The following is a 16,765-nucleotide window of genomic DNA, read 5'->3' as shown; positions in this document are numbered from 1 at the left end:
GGTCAACGGAAGCTGCTTGATTGGCGCAGGCTCACGCGTGCGCCGATGAGGGGAGCTGGTGGTCGGTCATGGATGTTCAGATTCCTGACGAGCTTCAAAATCTGCTGCTGGCTGTTGTGGGGCAGCGGTGGCCGACCGGTAGTGAGAACGCGATGTGGGCGCACTCCGACGAGTGGGAACGCCTGCGGGATGCCATAGATGCGGCCATGGACCGGTTGCGGGGTCAGGCAGCGGCGGTGCAGGACGTCATGGACGGAGAATTTTCCGACGGTGTCGTGGCATCCATCAACGGTCTCCTCAAAGACCTGCAAGGAGCGCGGGACGGCGTCGAGTCGACGCGAAAAAGTCTGAAGAACGGCGCCGCCGATCTGCAGCAGACGAAGATCATGGTCGCGGTTCAGCTCGCGTTGCTGCTCATTCAGTTGTTTTGGCTCGCCTATTCGTTGTTCGGCTTCCTGGCCGTGCCGGCGGTGATTGCCGGTTTTCGGGCGGTGATCACGGCGATTCTTCGTCAGGTCCTGGTGGAGACGCTGCAGGAGCTGGCCGAAGAACCCGGCCTTATGCTCTTCATTCAGCTCGCGCAGAACGATTCGGGCACGCGCGAAGGGGTGGACTGGGACAGCATTGGTGATGCGGCGATCGCCTCGGCCATCGGCGGAGCCGCCGGCGGTCTCGCCAACGCCTTGAACGACGAGGCGATCAAGTGGCTCGCGCGGAAGTTCTGGGTGGACAAACTGCAGGGAGAGGAGTTCATCTTCGAGCACACACTTGAAGACATGGCTTTCCGCTTCGAGACCATTCTGAGTAAGGGTCTTACGCAGGGCGCGGTGGGTGTGCCGTCGTCGATGGCCGGACAGGCAGCGACAGGGGCGCCGGTCAGCGCCGACTGGTATGTGTTCACCAGCCAGTTCGTCGGCGGTCTGTACGAGAACAACTCCGGCGAGCCGTCGGATCTGGTCGCCGAGGCGCGGCAGTCGTGGGCCGGCGTGCAGCGAGCACTGGCGAGCGTGTGGCAGTGGTTGTCGGGCAGCACCGACAATCCCCCGCCGTACGTCGAGGCGCCGGAGCCACCGCCTTCCTACTCCGAGGGGGCGCCACCGCCCCCCTACTCCGAGGAGGCGGCGCCGTCCGCCTCGGAGGACCCGCCGTCGTACGAGCATGCGACAGGGCTGGACGGGGCCGAAGGCACGCAGGATCGGTCCGGGGAGGTGAAGAGAAGTCAAGCAGAGCAGAACGAGAACTTCACCGGGCAATCCGGCGACCGGGACGACACGAACGGGGCCCCGGCCGACCCGGCGCTTCGGCCGCACACCACGGGAGGCGCCGCTCCCGGCGTTGTCGGCCGTCCCGAGACCGCAGCACCGGCGTTCGGACCCGGCAACTTCAGCACCAACAGCCAGCCAGATGTCGGTGCGTGGACGGAGACGCCCGGCGACGAGCATGGTTTCACGGCGGTACGAGGGGAGGCCGACGCGTCAGGAGCAGGCAGAGGGGCCGGCGGGCAGGTCGATGTCGAACGGAGCGGCGTAGTCGACCAGGGGAACAACGGTGCGGTGAGCCGTGAGCGGACCGAGAGCAACCAGAACGCGGCCGGCAATGCGTTCGAGCGGGGCGCGCAGTTCGGCGGGGTGACCGATGATGCCGTCCAGCAAGGCCTGAGTCGTGGCCAAGACCCGGCAGCCGTCCAAGGCGGTACGCGGACCGAGGCTTCTCCCGTTGGAGGGGAGGCATCCGGTGCAACCGGGGACGCCCGCCCCGCGGTCGTCACCGACCGGGCCGGCTCTCCCGAAACGCTCGCCCCGAGTTCGGAGTACGAACAGGACAGCGCTGACAAGTCGCAGGCGTCTGCTGCGCTCGGCCGCAGCGAAGCCGCCCCAGGCGTCACCTCGATCGGTCACGATGCGGCTTGGGCCGGTCAGGACGCATCTCAGTCCAGTTCCGCCAGCACGTCGGCGCCGGACCGCTCAGGGGTGGCGCCGGGCGAGCCGGTCGGCGCAGTGGGCGGGACAGCGACGACTGGTCAGAACGTCGTGTCGGCCGCGGAGGTCGCTCGAGATGGGACCGTGACCGAGATCGACGGCACTGCTTCCGCCGCCGGTCCGGAGACGCAGTCAGCGGCCCGGGCAGAGGCGTCGGGGCATGTCGCGGAGCAGACCGGCACCACTCAGGTATCCAATTCCGGCGGATCGCAGTCCGACCGCGGCGAGTCCGGCCGTGGGACTGACGCGCAGTCGGCGGTGGCCAGGGATCGGTCGGCTCCGACCATGCCGGCCACGCCGGAGCAGATTGCCCAGGTAGCCACTGAGACACTGCGGACATTGGACAGCGTCACCGGACAGACCGAGTCGCTTCTTGACCGAGCCCTGACCGAGACAGCCGGTGTCAACGGCGACAGCAGTCACGCGGAGCGCATCGAATCGGCGCGCGAGGCGTTCCACGCGGCGAAGGACGGACTGGCCCGCTCGGCCGAGGCCGATGGGATCGGGCCGGTGTCACGACAGCAGGCGAACTTGCTGGAGGCACTTCGGCAGGTGGACCAGGCCCGGGCCCAGATCCGGGAGGTGACCGGTCAGGACGTGGTGCCGTCGGCGACGGACCTGTTGGGCGGCGAGACCGGTGACCGGACCGCGGTGACGGACGGAGCGCCGATCCGAACCGAGACGAGCAGATCGTTCGATCAGGTGGCCGCCGAGGTGGTGAATACCGGGTCGGAGAGCGAGGACAGCTTGGCTGCGGGGGCTGGTGGTGACCGGGCTCAGGTTTCTGATCTGTTGCAGGTGCTGTCGGTTGATGAGTTGGGATTGCTGTCTGATCGTTTGCCGGATTTGTTGGATGGCTGGGATCGGGTAGTTGCTTCGGTTTTCGGTCCGGTCGAGTTGCCGGCCGAGTGGGTTTCCTTCCGGTCGGTCTATGGTTCGTTGCTTTCTGCCGGCCCGTTGTCGGATTCGATGGATGTTCGTGGGCCGGTTCATGGGTTCTTCGATGCGTATGCGAGTGCGTGGCAGGCCTTTGATGGCGTTCCGGACGTGATGCTGCGAGATCTGGCGCAGATCATGCTTCCTGCTCCTGCGGCGGCGGTGCGAGGGGCATTGTCCGCTTCAGGTGTGAACGTGGACGGTCTGGCCGGTCGAGTTGCGGGGCCGGCTTCGGTGGTGGCGGCTTTCCCGGTAACAGGAACAGACCCCTCGGATCCGATCGACGTGCCTTACGGCGATTCGGGTATCGATCTTCACAGCTATGCGGGTATCGATCTCAGATCGCCGGATGCGAACGCGGGTCCGTCGTTCCTGCGGGGATTCAAGCCGGAGCCGGGCGAGGGTGAGGGGGGTCAGGTTCCGGTTTCGTCGCATCCGACCGATGTCCCCGAGTACGACGGTATCGATCGCGATGCCTATCCGGGGGTCAATTTTGATTCGCTGGACGTGAACGCGGGTCCGTCGTTCCTGCGGGATTTCGAGTCGGAGGTGCGGAACTCGGAGCCGGGCGAGAGCGAAGGCGAGGAGTCGGAGTCTGACTCGGGTGGCCGGGTTCCGGTCTCATCGTCCGCGCGCTATGTGGGGTCATCCGGAGTCGATATCGAGATGGACTTGGGTCCGGCCTATGGCGACGACATGGCCTACGACGCGAACTCCCCGGACACCCACTCGCCGACCATGGACGCGAGACTGTCGGGTCGGCCGGACGGGGCCGCCTATGGGGAGTCTTCCGGCGTGCGCGATCGCGGGCAATTCGAAGCTGTTCAGGAACCGGCTGATCTTCGAGCGGAACGGCTTCCCGAGCCTGATGAATCTATGTCGGCCAGTCGCGCCGAGGTGTATGCGAGGCCTCCCGGTAAGATAAAATTGCACCATTTAGTGGCCGCTCGGAAATTGGCTGATAGTCGAGGCGATCGGCTCTCCGTGGTTGCGTCATGGGCTGTATTATCTTCGGTTCGCGCATCGAATTTTGTTCCACCCATTCCTGCGGGCTTTTATCAAATGTCATCGACAGAAGGTGACAAGGCGATGGTTCGGGCTTTGATTCTCGCGGAGAATCATAGTGTGTCGTTCCTGGGATGGCCTGGTAGTGGTGCGGCTGGCGTGGCGAATTTGAATTCTTTCCCTGCCTATCGCGAGGAGGTTTTCAAGAATCGCGAAAATCCGGCAGGTCACGAAAAGGCAACGGCTCGGGAATTGGCTGACCGACTTGGGGAGAGGCTCTCTGAGGTCGCTCGTTGGGCTATGCGGACTCGAGCCGACGAACCTTTCCAGCCTGGTCGGCCTGACGGCTTTGATCGGATGTCGCCGGAGGAGCGTGAGAAGGCAGTGGTAGCGGCCGTGGTCATGACGGACAACCACCTTGTTCCGTTCCTGGGGTGGCCTGGACTTGATGCAACAAGTTTGGCGGAGCTGAATTCCTCCAGCGTCTATCGTAAAGAAATATATGAATGGCGCGAAAAACCTTCAAAATTTGAAATTGATAAGGCTCGGGCACTGGCGGACCGGCTTGGAGAAAAGCTATCGGAGGTCGCTGAATGGGCTGTGCGCCGGCTTTCCGACCTGCTTTTCCAGCCTGATGAGCCTGAAGGCTTCGATCGGATGACGCCGGAGCAGCGTTCGAAGGCAATAGCCACGGCCGTGATCATTGCGGAGAACCATCTTGTTCCGTTCCTGGGATGGCCTGATCGGGATGGTGCGGACGAGAGGGGGGAGCGTTCCAAATTCCTTCCCGTCTTTATGATGCCTGACGTCAGGGACCCCGAACTGCACCGGAGAAGGCAAGCTGCCCGAGATGCAGCTGATCGTCTGGGGTTAAGGCTCTCTCAGGTTGCCCCTTGGGCTGAGCGCCAGTACGAGCACCCGAGTTTCCAGCATGACCAGCCTGAAGGCCTTGATCAGATGTCGACGGAGCAGCGTCAGAAGGCAGAGGCCCATGCTGCGATTATCGCGGAAAACCATCGTGTGAAGTTCCGCGGGTGGGATGATCCTGGACCGGGCGAGGCGACCGCTCGTGAGACCGAGTCCCGTGACGACGCGAGCAGGTACGCCCGTGCGCCTCGACACAGTGACGGTGCAGGTGACGCCTCATCCGTTCGGCAGAGTCAGTTGCCGACCAGGGGGACCGCACTCGCCGTCGATACCTCAGCGGGCGACGGCAGGCGCAGCGGGTCCAACGTGCATCAGCGACTCGCCGATGAGACCGCGGTCCTCGATGACCTGGTGTCGCAAATTCTCGCACCACTGATCGGCCGGGCCGACGAGGAAGGCCGGCGCAGCCGGAACATCCACGAACAGTGGACCGCGTTCCGCTCAGCGGTCGACGACAGCAGGAACAGCTCGGACGCATTCCCGACCGGCGTGATCGGGCAATATGAGTCGGTGGCGGGCGAGATCGCCGATCTTTTCCACGACCGGGTGCGTGTCGGCCCCAATCCCCTGCCCTCGGCCGGCGACCTCACCCGGTTCGTGCTGGAACCCGAAATTCAGGGAACGCGGATTCTCACCGGGGCCGGAAGGCCGACCGGCCGCGCCTTCATCGATCCGAATGACTGGCCGCGGCTGGGGCTCGACCGAGTTGACCTGACGGTGACGACCTTCGCCCGCGTCCACACGGTGGAGGAGGGCCGGGTGGGATGGCGGTCCCAAGCGGATGTCGGTCGAGTGCCGTGGGACAGCGCAGCTCGTGGCTATGTCGCGGCGGCTCACGCCGAGCAGGGCGAAGTCCTGTTGTTCCATCCTGACGAGACGATCACCACGACGTGGGAGGACTTCGGACGCAGGGTCGGCGGGTCGCCGACCGTGCAGAGCCAACACTCCGACCATGGCGACTTCATCGTCGTCCCCAACTGCGACGCCGCGATGCTGGACGGCGGTGTCCCGCACGCCCAGAAAATCGCCGACGCCGCCGGCGTCAGGGTAGTCATCGGCCGGCACGGGATGACCTTCCTGGGGCATCCCGACGCCAACATCGGCGTGCTGCCCGGGCCGAACGGGGAACCGGGGGAACTCCTGGTGTTCGAGCCCGGCGGCTCGTCGGTGACTGCGGTAACTCCGGAGAGCGCCGGCGACTCCGCAGACAACGATCTTGTCTGGGCCGGCGACACCGATCGGTTCGGGCTGGCAGATCTCTTCCGGGCATCCCCGGCCCAGGAGCAGGCCGTGTCGGACCGGCTCGGCATCGAGGTCGGCTCGGTGCTGGACGGCAGCCGGACCTTCGGCCGGGCGGTACTCGATCGTATCGACTCGGTGCTCAGCGCACTTCCGGTCGCCCACGTCCGCGATAATCCAGAGTTCGTCGGCGTGAGCCGGATCGACGGTTCGCCGGACCGGAATGCCAGCGAATATGACTATGCGACCCGAACCATCAACATCGTCTACCCCACGCTCAATGGTGTTCGCCTTACATCATCTGTCTACTCGGTGTTGAATCGAGGCGTCGCCTGGGAACGTCGGCTGATGGACAAAGCCGTCCTGAAGGTCCTCGCCGGGGTCAGCGAGTCCGGAGATCAGGCTTTGGGCATCAGAAGCTCCGACCGCGAGGTCATGGCTGGTGTCTCCGCCGTCCTGGCTCACGGCAACCTGCTGGAATGGACCGTCCGGCATGAGTCGGGACACGCTGTGGACAGCCGCGTCGGCTGGTCGGAGCGCTTCGCCGACCAAGAGATGTTCGGCGGCTGGCAGCACCATCGCAACACGGACGGCTTCGCTCGTGTCGCTGAGGCTTTGCTGACCGAGGTCGGCGTCGAGCATGATGCCGACGAGCTGTCCGGGCTGACCGACGCCCTCAGTGCCATCCTGGATCTGCCGAACAGCAGAGACCTCGCCGTTGACACTGATTTGCTGCGCGCCACTGAGAATCGTCTGGAAGCAATGACCAGATGGTTCCCGGGACTCGGCCGAGAGGTGGCGGGCCAATTGACCCAGCTGATCAGACAGGCGGTTACGCCGGATCTGGCCAGGGCGGGCGGGAGAGCTTACGGCTTTTCTGGCAATTTGGGGTGGTTCAGCTATCAGGTCAACCCGGAAGATCATCTCGTTGATCGCGTCTACTACGGCACCAATGCTCTTCCGGGTCTTGCTCAGACGTTGATGAAAAAGGCTGGTGTAGCAGGTGAGTCATACTCTGAAGCGCTCCAACAGGATTTGAGCCGGTGGCTGTGGCGATCGGCTAAAGATCACGACCCTGAATTTCTAGAGTTTATTTGGGATCGTTTTCCCGATGTTCCGCGCGATGCTTCCGAGCGTATTGACGCCTTCGTTCGATCAGGCTTGGCTCACCCGTGGACGCTGCCGGATGGTGGCGGGGAAGCCGTCCGTATCGGCGACCGTAGCTACCATGTCGTCGATGGCGATTGGGTCAGTTACCTAGTCGCCGCTCGTGATCAACACGGGCTGTCGAACTACCAGTTCTCTGCCCCGAAAGAGTGGTTCGCCGAGGCGTACTCCGCGTTTTACGACACGAAAGCCGCTCCTCGGGAGCGGCTCGACCCGGCTGTCCGGGAGTGGTTCAGCCGCGAGCTGCCCCGCATCCTCGAAGGTTTGCCCCTCGCGAGTTGGCCGCCCTCCGGTCCGGTCTCCCCGCCCGTACCGCCGAGCGGAGGGGGTTACAACCGGGTGCCGGTTGCTTCATCCGGGTCGAGAGAGTCCGATGACGAGGTACGCCTCACGTATCTGCCGGCGGTGCCCGGCGATTGGATTGAGCGTCACGAGATCGATCAGCTTCGTGAGCAGGTGAGCCCGAGGTCGGTGTCACGGAGAGGTTTGATCGACAACGTCGAGGTTTCGGCTGCGGCGGTGTCGGAGATAGTCCGTGATTCCCACCGTCGTGCGGGGCTGGAGGTGCCGGACCCGAGTGCGGTGATGCCGCAGGTCGATCATCGGTTGCGGGATACCGCTTATGATTATCGGTTGTTGGTGACGCCTGATGGGCAGCGGATCCACGATTTGAGCATTCGGCTGGCGGTGCCTTCGCTGACGCCCGACCGGGCGAGGCAATTTGAGGCGGCGGCCGACACGTTCTACAACCAGCGGTATGTGATCGGACCGGGCGGCGATCAGTTCAATGTGAATCTCAAGTTTGTCAGCGATGCGGCGGGGACGCACCAATTGATCGGTGCGGCGGTGGCCGATGACCGGTCGAACCAGGTTGGCTGGTCCAGTGACATCACCGTTCTGGACATGTTGCACGAGGTCGGCCATTTCCTGGGCTTGTCCGACACGTATGACCTGACCGGCCCGAACGCGATGCGGGACGCGGGGGGCCGTGAGGCGCGGTGGGTCCTGAGGCGGCATCGGCCCTCGCGAGATCCGGGTGCGGCCATGTCGATCATGCAGACCACCCGGGCCGCCGATCGTCCTGTGTTGACTGCGTCTGATCTCGATCAGATCGCGCGTGAGATCGACGAGGTTCCCGGACTCGGTGAGGTGCCGGCTGGTTCGGCGGCGAACTCGGATGCGGAATCGGTCGCATCGAGCGACGACCGCGTGGATCCGGCCGTCGAGGGGCGTTCCGAGCAACCCGACCCGGCATCGCTCAGGGACAGCCTGAGAATGTTTCTGACCGGGGACGAGCCGGCCGGCGACCCGGGGACGGCGTCCGGCGGGGCGGGTCGTCCGGACCCCACCGGAACCGTGGATTCCGAGGTCAACGCCTCATCGACGCGCGATTCCCGGGTAGCGGCGGGCACAAACCCGTTCCGCCGTGCCGGCGCTGGCACGACGAAAGCCACCGCCGAGACCACCGTGGTGGCTGACCCGATCGACGTGACCACCGGCCGGATGATCCTGACGGAGACCGATCTGGTGCTGCCGGGGCTGCGGCTGGAACGCACCTACCGGTCGGACTACCGGTGGGGCCGTTCATTCGGTGTCTCGTGGGCGTCGACGATCGACCAGCGTCTTGTCGCCGACGGTGATCAGGTCCGCTACCTTGCGGCGGACGGTTCAGTACTCACGTTCGCGTTGCCGGCTGAGGGAGAGTCGGCCCGGCCGGAGCTGGGGCGTCCGGCGCGGCTGACGCGTCTGGTCGGTGGCGGTTGGATGCTGGACGAGGCGGCGAACGGGCCGATCCTGCTGTTCGCGCCCGCGGACGACGGCGAGTTCCTGATCAGCGACGTGTTCGACGGGCGCATCCGGTGGTCGTTCGGCCGCGACCAGGACGGTGTCGTGACGTCGATGCGGTCCTCGACCGGTGGGTCGTTCACCATCTCGGCCACTGACGGGCTGGTGACCGCGGTCCAGCTGCCCGAGCCTGACGGCGGGTTGACGATTGCGGCCCGGTTCGGCTACGACGACGACCGGCAGTTGCGAACGGTCGTCAACTCCTCCGGCGAAGCGGAGCGCTTCGAGTACGTCGACGGTCGGATCGGGCGCTGGGACGACCGCAACGGCGAGTGGTACACGTACACGTACGACGACGCCGGCCGATGCATCGGCACGGACGGCAAGGGCGGATACCTCAGTTACCGGTTCGCCTACACCGACGGGCTGACCGAGGTCACCGACTCGCTGGGTGCGGTCCGCCGCTACGAGCTCAACGACCTGTCGCAGGTGATCGCGGAAACAGACCCTCTCGGCGCGACGACGATCAACGAGTGGGACCACAGCCACCGCCTGCAGGCCGTCACCGACGCGCTCGGCCGCACCACCCGATTCGAGTACGACAGCACCGGCCGTCATACGGGTACTGTCCACCCGGACGGCAGGCGGTCGCCAGTCGAAGACTCGGCCGCGGCCGGAACCGAGGCCGCCTACGAATACGACCACCTCGGTCGCGTCGTCGTGGAACGGACCGGCGCGGGTCTCACCCAGTTCGGCTGGACGATCGAAGGTGAACTTGCCTGGCGCTCGGGTCCGGACGGTGCCCTCGAGGAGTTCTTCTACGACGGCGAGGGCAATCTGGTGGAACACATCAGTGCCGACGGCCGCCGGACCGTCCGGGAGTACGGAGCCTTCGACCTGGTCACGGCCCAAACGGACGAGGGCGGGCGTACCGAGTACACCTACGACACCGAGCTCCGCCTGACGAGCATCACCAATCCCCAGGGCCAGACTTGGAGCTACACGTACGACGGGAACGGACGCAAGATCGCAGAGACCGATTTCGACGGCGTCACCCATCGATATTCCTACGACGCGGCCGGACAGGACACCACCCTCACCCACCATTGACCAGGGCGGACCTGGCCCGCGTGAACCCGATTCCCGCCGTCACCGTTCAAGCAGGCATGCTGCCCCATCTCGAGTCGCGTCCGTGGCGGTCCGGAGACTCCGAACTCCTCACCGCCGCCGCTGCATCCTTCTCCATGCCCACCCTGTCGCGCCGCTTCCTGGTCGGCACACCGCGGTTTCCCGCCCGTTACGTTCGCAGCCTGCGTGATCCAGCCGGCTCGGGTCTTGCCCGCCTGGCTCAGGTGGCCACGGTCGAGGGGCAGCTGGTCGGTCTGGCGGAATGTGTCTGGCGGCTGGACGGGCCGGAGCTGCCCGACCTTGCCCTGCTGGTCGCGGATGCGTGGCAGCGGCGAGGGATCGGTAGCCGCCTGCTGAGCGAGCTGACCGACCGTTGTTGCGATGCCGGGCTGAAGCTGGTGACCGCGGAATCGGAGGCCGACAACGCGGGCGCTCGGGCGCTGGCGCGACGGTTCCAGCGCGAAACGCCCCACCACGAGGGGACTGTCACAAGTCCGCCGGGCGCAGGTCACATCAGCTACGCCATCACCTTTCCGGGCTGTCCGGAGCACGTCGACCCGGCGGGTTCGGGCCGACGGAATCTTATGGTGCGCCGACCGGCGGAGGTCAGCCCGTGAGCGACGCCGCTATCCGCGACCCGTACGCTCCATATTCCTCGGTGCCCGAGATGCTGTTCCACCGCGTCAAGGCGACACCTACTGCCCGAGCTTTCGCCGGACCGGGCCCGGACGGTTCCGGCGTGGTCTGGCACACGTGGGCGCAGATCGGTGAACGCGTCACCCGGATCGCCGCCGGCCTGCGGCAGCTCGGCGTCACCACCGGGGAGCGGGTGGCTCTGCTGTCCGGCACCCGGGTCGAGTGGGTTCTGGCCGACCTCGGGATCAACGTGGCCGGGGCCGCGACCACCACCATCTATCCGACGACCGGGGCCGAGGACGCTGTCGCGATCGTCATGGACTCAGGGGCGATGGTTCTCATCGCCGAGAGCCCGGAGCAGGCAGCCAAGCTCACCGGGAGAGTACCGGCGGTGACGTCGGTGGTATTGATCGACGGCAATGCTGACCGTGACGCACAGCCGCCACAGCTGACCCTGGCCGATCTCGAGGCGCTCGGCGAACAGGCGCTGGCCGCCACGCCGGCCCTGATCGACGAGGTCGTAGCGGCATTGGGACCGGACGACCTGGCCAGTCTCGTCTACACCTCGGGGACGACCGGTCGCGCACGAGGGGTCGAGCTGACTCACACCGCCTGGATCTGGCAGGCGGTCGCTCAGGAGCAAGTTGACCTGCTCTCGCCGGACGGCCTGCTCTACCTGTGGTTACCGCTGTCGCACGCCTACGGCAAAGCGCTCTGCTGCGGGATCATCCACGTCGGTTCACCCACCTACTTCGACGGGCGGGTCGACAAAATCGCTGAGCTGCTGCCGGTGGTCCGGCCCACGATCATGCCCGCGGCTCCGCGCATCTTCGAGAAGATCCACAACCGGATCGTCCTTAATGTCGCCGAGAGCGGAGGGCTCACCTCGAAGATCTTCTCATGGGCGGTGGCGACCGGCCGCCGGAAAGTCGCTCGCGAGCAGGCCGGCCGAGCGGTCGGCGCCCTGCTCCAGGCTCGTTACGCGATCGCCGAGAAGCTCGTTTTCAGCAAGCTGCAGAACCGTCTCGGCGGCAAGGGCATCGTCCTGATCTCGGGCTCGGCCCCGCTGAGCCGGGACATCGCCGAGTTCTTCGCGGCGGCCGGCCTGCCGATCCTCGAGGGCTACGGCCTCACCGAGTCGAGTGCGTCTACGTTCTGCAACCGGCGGGGCGCTAATCGCATCGGCACCGTCGGTCCCGCCCTGGGTGATCTCGAAGTGAAGATCGCCGACGACGGTGAGATCCTGCTCCGCGGGCGAGCGCTCATGCGCGGCTACCACGGGCTGCCGGATGCGACCCGGGAGGCGTTCACCCCGGACGGCTTCCTGCGTACCGGCGACATCGGTGTTCTCGACGCCGACGGTCACCTGAGGATCACGGACCGCAAGAAGGACCTGGTCAAGACCTCTGGCGGCAAGTACATCGCGCCCAGTGCCGTCGAGAATCAGTTCAAGGCCGTGTGTCCGTACGTGGCTCAGGTCATGGTCGTTGCGCACGGCCGCAAGTTCGCGTCGATGCTGGTCACCCTGGACGAGGAGGCAATCGTCGCCTGGGCCGGCGGCGACCGCCCGTACTCGGAGGTCGTCGCCGCCCCGGACACCGAACGCCTGATCGCCGGGTACATCGAGCAGCTGAATGCGAAACTGAATCGCTGGGAGACGATCAAGCGGTTCATGATTCTGCCCCGCGAGCTCAGCGTGGACCGGGGTGAGGTCACCGCTTCGATGAAGATCAAACGCGCGGTGGTCGAACGTGCCTTCGCTGATGAGATCGCCGAAATGTACGACCAGGCCCGAGTGTGATCCGCCGGTGAGTGTGCGTGGCACCCCGGCGGCCGGGGTGCCACGACGAGGCATGCCGGTCGTCAGTTCCCGGCAGGTGCGATGTTGTGGTTGAAGCGGAACAAGTTGTCCGGGTCGTACTGGGCCTTGACCGCGGCCAGGCGCTGGTAGGTGGTGTCGTCGTAGGCCGCCCGGGCGCCCCGCGGCGAGGCGTCGGCCGTACCCATCGCGTTGAGCATCGTCGTACCTTCGCTGAAGGGCTCGAACCGGGCCAGAGCGTTGTCCAGGCCGGGGCTCAGGACAGCCTCGCTCAGATCCGGCAGCAGGAGCGCGACGAGCAGCAAGTTGTATCTGGCGGTCTGTGCCGTCGCTGCGCTCGTGATCTGCGTGGGCTCGTCCAGGGCGCCGCCGAGGTGGCGAAGCTCGAGCAGCATGACCGGGTCCTCGGCGGCTGGTCCGGCCGCCTTCAGCACCGCCTCGATGGCCTCGTCCGGAAGATCGGTGAGCAGGGCGGTCCGCTCCAGGGCGGGCGGCGAGGCGGGCGGATCGTTGTGGATGGTCGCCAGAGCGGTCGTCGGCATCTCGACGACCGAGTCGAGCAGCAGCGGGGCGGCCGCCCGCAGCGGGGCGATGAGGTCGGCGCCCTCCTCAGCCGAGCCCAGGTGCGACAGGCGCACGTGCAGCACGAGACGCCCCCGCAAAGGCTCGGGAACCATCGGGAGGTCGGGCATCGTCATGAGCGCGAGCGACGTGCTGAGCTCACGTGGAGCCGAATCGGTCAGCTCACGCCAGGCCGGGAGCACGACAGGGGCGGCGCTGCCGTCGAAGAACAGGCCACCGCCGTACAGGCGGGTCACCGGGATCAACCGGAAGGTGAGGGAAGTGACGACGCCGAGGTTGCCTTTCGCGCCGAGCAGCGCCCAGAACAGGTCGGGGTCGGTGTCGGCGGTCACATCCCGGGCGGCGCCGTCCGACGTGACCAGCCTCATCGATTCGACCTGGTCGGCCGCCCATCCGTGCAGGCGCCCGAAGAAGGGGCTGTGGCCGCCACCCAGGGTGTAACCGATGACGCCGACACCGGGTGATGAGCCGCAGAGGGGGGCCAAGCCGAACTTGGCCGCCGCTTCGACGACCTGACCCCACCGGGTGCCCGGCCCGACCCGGGCCGTCGCGGTGCCGGGGTCGATCTGTACGTCGTCGAGCCGGCGAAGGTCGATGAGCACCGCCCCGTCGATGGAGATCGGCTGGCTGTGCCCTGTGTTGCTGAGCGCGATCGGCACCCCGGCCTCGGCGGCGAGCTGGACGGTGATCCGAACCTCCTCCTGCGAGGCCGGGGCGACGACGACCGCTGGGCGGTGGGGGACCAGGGAGTTGAAGAAACCGGCCGTCACCTCGGCGAATCCGGCGTCATCGGGAACAAGGACGGAACCGGTGAGCCGGGCGCGAAGCTTGCCGGCGAGTTCATCACGGTCGTGCATGCTGAGAATGTCAATCGAGCTGGTGTCCGCAGGAAACGTCATATCGCCAAAGACGGCGTATGCCGACGAGTGGTTCACGCGACGGCCTTTGACAACGCCTGTGGACGGACCTTCCTGGTCGCGAGAAAGACTTTGCCGCGGGAATAGGGCCGCGGTGTGGTCTAATTCGCAGCTGAGACGGAGCTCTGCGGGACAAACTTGCTGGTCGCTATCGGCAATTCTGGGCACGACGTCTCGTCTGTGCCTTCCTCTGGTCCGCCGGAATCATGACACGGATCCGGGCGGTGGAGACGTATGTGTCGTACTTTCGGTTCTCGCAGGGGTACCTCTCACTTCGGCAGTCCAATGGGCCTTTTCCATCCTGCGTAGCTGTTGGCTTCGGCGAGGTTCCGCGATCGGCTCCGGCGATCACGGCCACCGGCCGTTGTGCTTGCCGTCGCCCGTGCGAGCGCCGACGTCTCCCGACCGCACGGCCGGGAAGAATGAGTCGTTCGCTCGGGCAATAACATCCAATGGGTGGACATGATCAGCGACATCGTGGGCACGATGCGGGCCGGAGGGGCCGCCGGCGGGCACGTGTTCCGGCGTTCGGGCCAGTGGGATCTGCGTTTAGCAACCATTGCCGGTGCCGGCTTCCACCTGATCCGGCACGGCGCAGCGCGCCTGTCCACGCCTCATCAGCAGCCGATGTCGGTGCAGGCCGGGGACATCGTCTTTTCCCCTTACGGTGCTGAGCACTCCTTCTCCGCCCGCCGCCCGCCGCCCGCCGGCCGACGTCGAGCTGGTCTGCGCCGGCTACCTGCTCAATCGCGGCCAGTTCCACCCCTACCTGCGCACTCTGCCTGAGGTCGTGGTCACGTCCCCGCGGACGGACCAGCATTCCACGCTGTACTCACTGGCCAGCCTCATGAGCGAGGTTCTCCGTGACAGTGGCCGCGCGACCGGGGCTGCGCTGCCAGCGCTCGTTGACCTGCTGCTCGTGCACGGTCTCGACTGGGCGCGGGAACAGATGATTCACCACGAGGTGCCGCCGGTGGCCGACGCCGCCATCGCGTCGGTGCTGCGGGCGGTGCACACGGGTCTCGACTCGCCGTGGACGGTCGAGCGTCTCAGCGCCGTCGCCGGCATGCCCCGGGCCGGGTTCAGCCGGCGGTTCCATGCGCTCCTCGGCGAACCACCGATGGCCTATGTGCTCAACCGAAGGCTGAGCCATGCCGCCGTTCTGCTGCGAACGACCAGGGATCCGCACTCGGTTGTCGCCCGGCAGGTCGGCTACGCCAACGAGTTCGCCTTCGCCACCGCGTTCCGGCGACGATTCGGAATCGCACCCGGACGCTATCGGCACGATGCGGACTCATCACAAAGGTTCACGTCCGGATGAGACATTGTGCCGGTCGACGCTCCGCTGACAAGCTCGGGAGGTCACCAGTAGCCCAGCCGGAAGGCCACCGTCATGACATCGACTCAGCCCGACTACGACACCATCGCTTGGAGATGGGATGCCCGCGAGTACCTGAGGGAACCGGTGTCCGCAGCCATCCTGGATCGTCTGCCCTCGTTGGGGGACGGCGCGCTCCTGCTCGACATCGGCTGCGGCACCGGTGAGCCCGGATTCACTTGATGGGCGTCGACCGCTCGGCTCCGATGATCGATCTCGCCCGATCGAAGGCAGTCGAGCGCGGGCTCACCGATACCACTTTCGAGGTCGGAGAGATGAGCCGGATGCCCGTGCAGTCGGCGTCCGTGGATGCCGTTGTCTCCCGCTTCGCCTTGCTGTACGAAGACTTCGCCGACGTCCTCCCGTCGCTGGCCGAGACCGCCCGGGTACTGCGTCCCGGGGGCGCCTTCTCATTGGCCGTGTGGGACCGCGCCGAGCTGAATACGCTGATCGCCCTGTTCCACCACGTCGCGAGCGACGTTCCCGGGGCAGACGCGTTGCCGGATCCGTTCGCGTACGACGTCCTCGCGACTCCCGGCCATCGGGCCGCCCTGCTGAGCGGGGCCGGCTTCGCCGCCGTCGAGGAGACCGCATTCACCTTCGACTACCGGGTGCCCGATCAGGCGGCTCTCGTCGAAGTTTTGCACACCAGCCCTTACGGTCCGCACCTTGACGCCCTCGAGCCGGCCGAACGGACGACCGTCGAGAAACGGCTCGCCACCCACGCCGCCGGCTATCGGCAGTCCGACGGCAGCTACCAGATCCCGATCACCTGTCGTCTGCTCTGGGGCCGGCGGTGAGCCGGCCTCGCCGCGGCGGGAGGGCAGGGCGGTCCGCTCCCGTGACCGATTAACTGCTTAGGATCGACGGCCCGATGGCGTTCACCATCGGGCCCGTCCGCAACACCGGCTTTCGAATCCGGCCGCCGTCATCTCCGGACGCTCGTCAGGCGACGTTCGACCGGATGGTCCGCGAGGGTGACGGTTATGTGGGCGGGGCATCGATCTCGGCTTTCTTCACCCAGCCACGCAACGCCTCGGGATGGATCCCGAGCTGATCGGCGATCCTGCGGATCGCACCGACGTTTGACGCAGGGTCCCGGCGGGCCTCGACCGCCAGCCGTCGCACGCTCACGCAGCTCATCAGGGGTACTTCTTCGGTGCCGGCATAGCTAGACATCTTTTGTATTGGGGGTCTGTGTCTGATCCACTGTGACGCCTGCGGGTGATCGTCACGGCCGGTGGGGGTCGGGTCTGCTGGTCACATG

8 protein-coding genes and 1 pseudogene are annotated in these 16,765 nt (G+C 66.1%); 7 read left to right on the top strand and 2 right to left on the bottom strand.

Features of this window, described 5'->3' with window-relative positions:
• The first annotated feature begins 68 nt into the window (after window positions 1-68).
• Genes KXC43_RS46295 through KXC43_RS46285 form a run of 3 tightly spaced genes read left to right on the top strand, consistent with a single transcriptional unit; the run spans window position 69 to window position 12,603 of the window.
• The gene (locus tag KXC43_RS46295) at window positions 69-10,148 is read left to right on the top strand and encodes a DUF6531 domain-containing protein (RefSeq protein WP_221382668.1); all 10,080 of its coding nucleotides are present in this window, start codon (window positions 69-71) and stop codon (window positions 10,146-10,148) included.
• A complete protein-coding gene (locus tag KXC43_RS46290) occupies window positions 10,145-10,783 on the top strand; it encodes a GNAT family N-acetyltransferase (RefSeq protein WP_221382667.1) in 639 nt (212 codons plus the stop codon). The genes KXC43_RS46295 and KXC43_RS46290 overlap by 4 nt, the downstream gene beginning before the upstream one ends.
• Window positions 10,784-10,833: 50 nt before the next feature.
• Window positions 10,834-12,603, top strand: a complete 1,770-nt coding sequence (locus tag KXC43_RS46285; protein ID WP_221382705.1) for an AMP-dependent synthetase/ligase — start codon at window positions 10,834-10,836, stop codon at window positions 12,601-12,603.
• A 62-nt stretch (window positions 12,604-12,665) separates the two neighbouring features.
• On the opposite strand, the gene KXC43_RS46280 is transcribed toward KXC43_RS46285, so the two are convergent.
• A complete protein-coding gene (locus KXC43_RS46280; protein WP_221382666.1) occupies window positions 12,666-14,060 on the bottom strand; it encodes an FAD-binding oxidoreductase in 1,395 nt (464 codons plus the stop codon).
• A gap of 522 nt (window positions 14,061-14,582) precedes the next feature.
• Between KXC43_RS46280 and KXC43_RS53415 the strand changes: the two are divergent.
• From KXC43_RS53415 to KXC43_RS46260, 4 genes and pseudogenes are all read left to right on the top strand, one after another.
• A pseudogene (locus KXC43_RS53415) lies at window positions 14,583-14,991 on the top strand (cupin domain-containing protein); the annotation flags it as partial.
• Complete coding sequence (locus KXC43_RS46270; protein ID WP_369076980.1) at window positions 14,968-15,441, top strand: helix-turn-helix transcriptional regulator; 474 nt, start codon at window positions 14,968-14,970, stop codon at window positions 15,439-15,441. The pseudogene KXC43_RS53415 and the gene KXC43_RS46270, both read left to right, overlap by 24 nt.
• A gap of 72 nt (window positions 15,442-15,513) precedes the next feature.
• On the top strand, window positions 15,514-15,681 hold the full coding sequence (locus tag KXC43_RS46265) for a class I SAM-dependent methyltransferase (RefSeq protein WP_221382663.1): 168 nt from the start codon (window positions 15,514-15,516) through the stop codon (window positions 15,679-15,681).
• The gene (locus tag KXC43_RS46260; protein ID WP_221382662.1) at window positions 15,681-16,298 is read left to right on the top strand and encodes a class I SAM-dependent methyltransferase; all 618 of its coding nucleotides are present in this window, start codon (window positions 15,681-15,683) and stop codon (window positions 16,296-16,298) included. Before KXC43_RS46265 ends, KXC43_RS46260 begins: the two co-directional genes overlap by 1 nt.
• Window positions 16,299-16,482: 184 nt before the next feature.
• On the opposite strand, the gene KXC43_RS46255 is transcribed toward KXC43_RS46260, so the two are convergent.
• The gene (locus KXC43_RS46255; protein ID WP_221382661.1) at window positions 16,483-16,677 is read right to left on the bottom strand and encodes a hypothetical protein; all 195 of its coding nucleotides are present in this window, start codon (window positions 16,675-16,677) and stop codon (window positions 16,483-16,485) included.
• Window positions 16,678-16,765 lie beyond the last annotated feature (88 nt).

Origin of the sequence: Paractinoplanes polyasparticus (assembly GCF_019710575.1) — a bacterium.
GTDB lineage: Bacteria > Actinomycetota > Actinomycetes > Mycobacteriales > Micromonosporaceae > Actinoplanes > Actinoplanes polyasparticus.
The sequence above is the reverse complement of the archived record's forward strand: the minus strand, read 5'-3'. Positions and strand labels throughout refer to the sequence as shown.

What these genes read in the sequence shown, in the direction of transcription:
- KXC43_RS46265 (WP_221382663.1), top strand. Translation starts at nt 15,514, where the DNA reads ATGACATCGACTCAGCCCGACTACGACACCATCGCTTGGAGATGGGAT.
- KXC43_RS46280 (WP_221382666.1), bottom strand. Translation starts at nt 14,060, where the DNA reads ATGCACGACCGTGATGAACTCGCCGGCAAGCTTCGCGCCCGGCTCACC.
- KXC43_RS46295 (WP_221382668.1), top strand. Translation starts at nt 69, where the DNA reads ATGGATGTTCAGATTCCTGACGAGCTTCAAAATCTGCTGCTGGCTGTT.
- KXC43_RS46285 (WP_221382705.1), top strand. Translation starts at nt 10,834, where the DNA reads ATGCTGTTCCACCGCGTCAAGGCGACACCTACTGCCCGAGCTTTCGCC.
- KXC43_RS46270 (WP_369076980.1), top strand. Translation starts at nt 14,968, where the DNA reads ATGAGCGAGGTTCTCCGTGACAGTGGCCGCGCGACCGGGGCTGCGCTG.
- KXC43_RS46255 (WP_221382661.1), bottom strand. Translation starts at nt 16,677, where the DNA reads ATGTCTAGCTATGCCGGCACCGAAGAAGTACCCCTGATGAGCTGCGTG.
- KXC43_RS46260 (WP_221382662.1), top strand. Translation starts at nt 15,681, where the DNA reads ATGGGCGTCGACCGCTCGGCTCCGATGATCGATCTCGCCCGATCGAAG.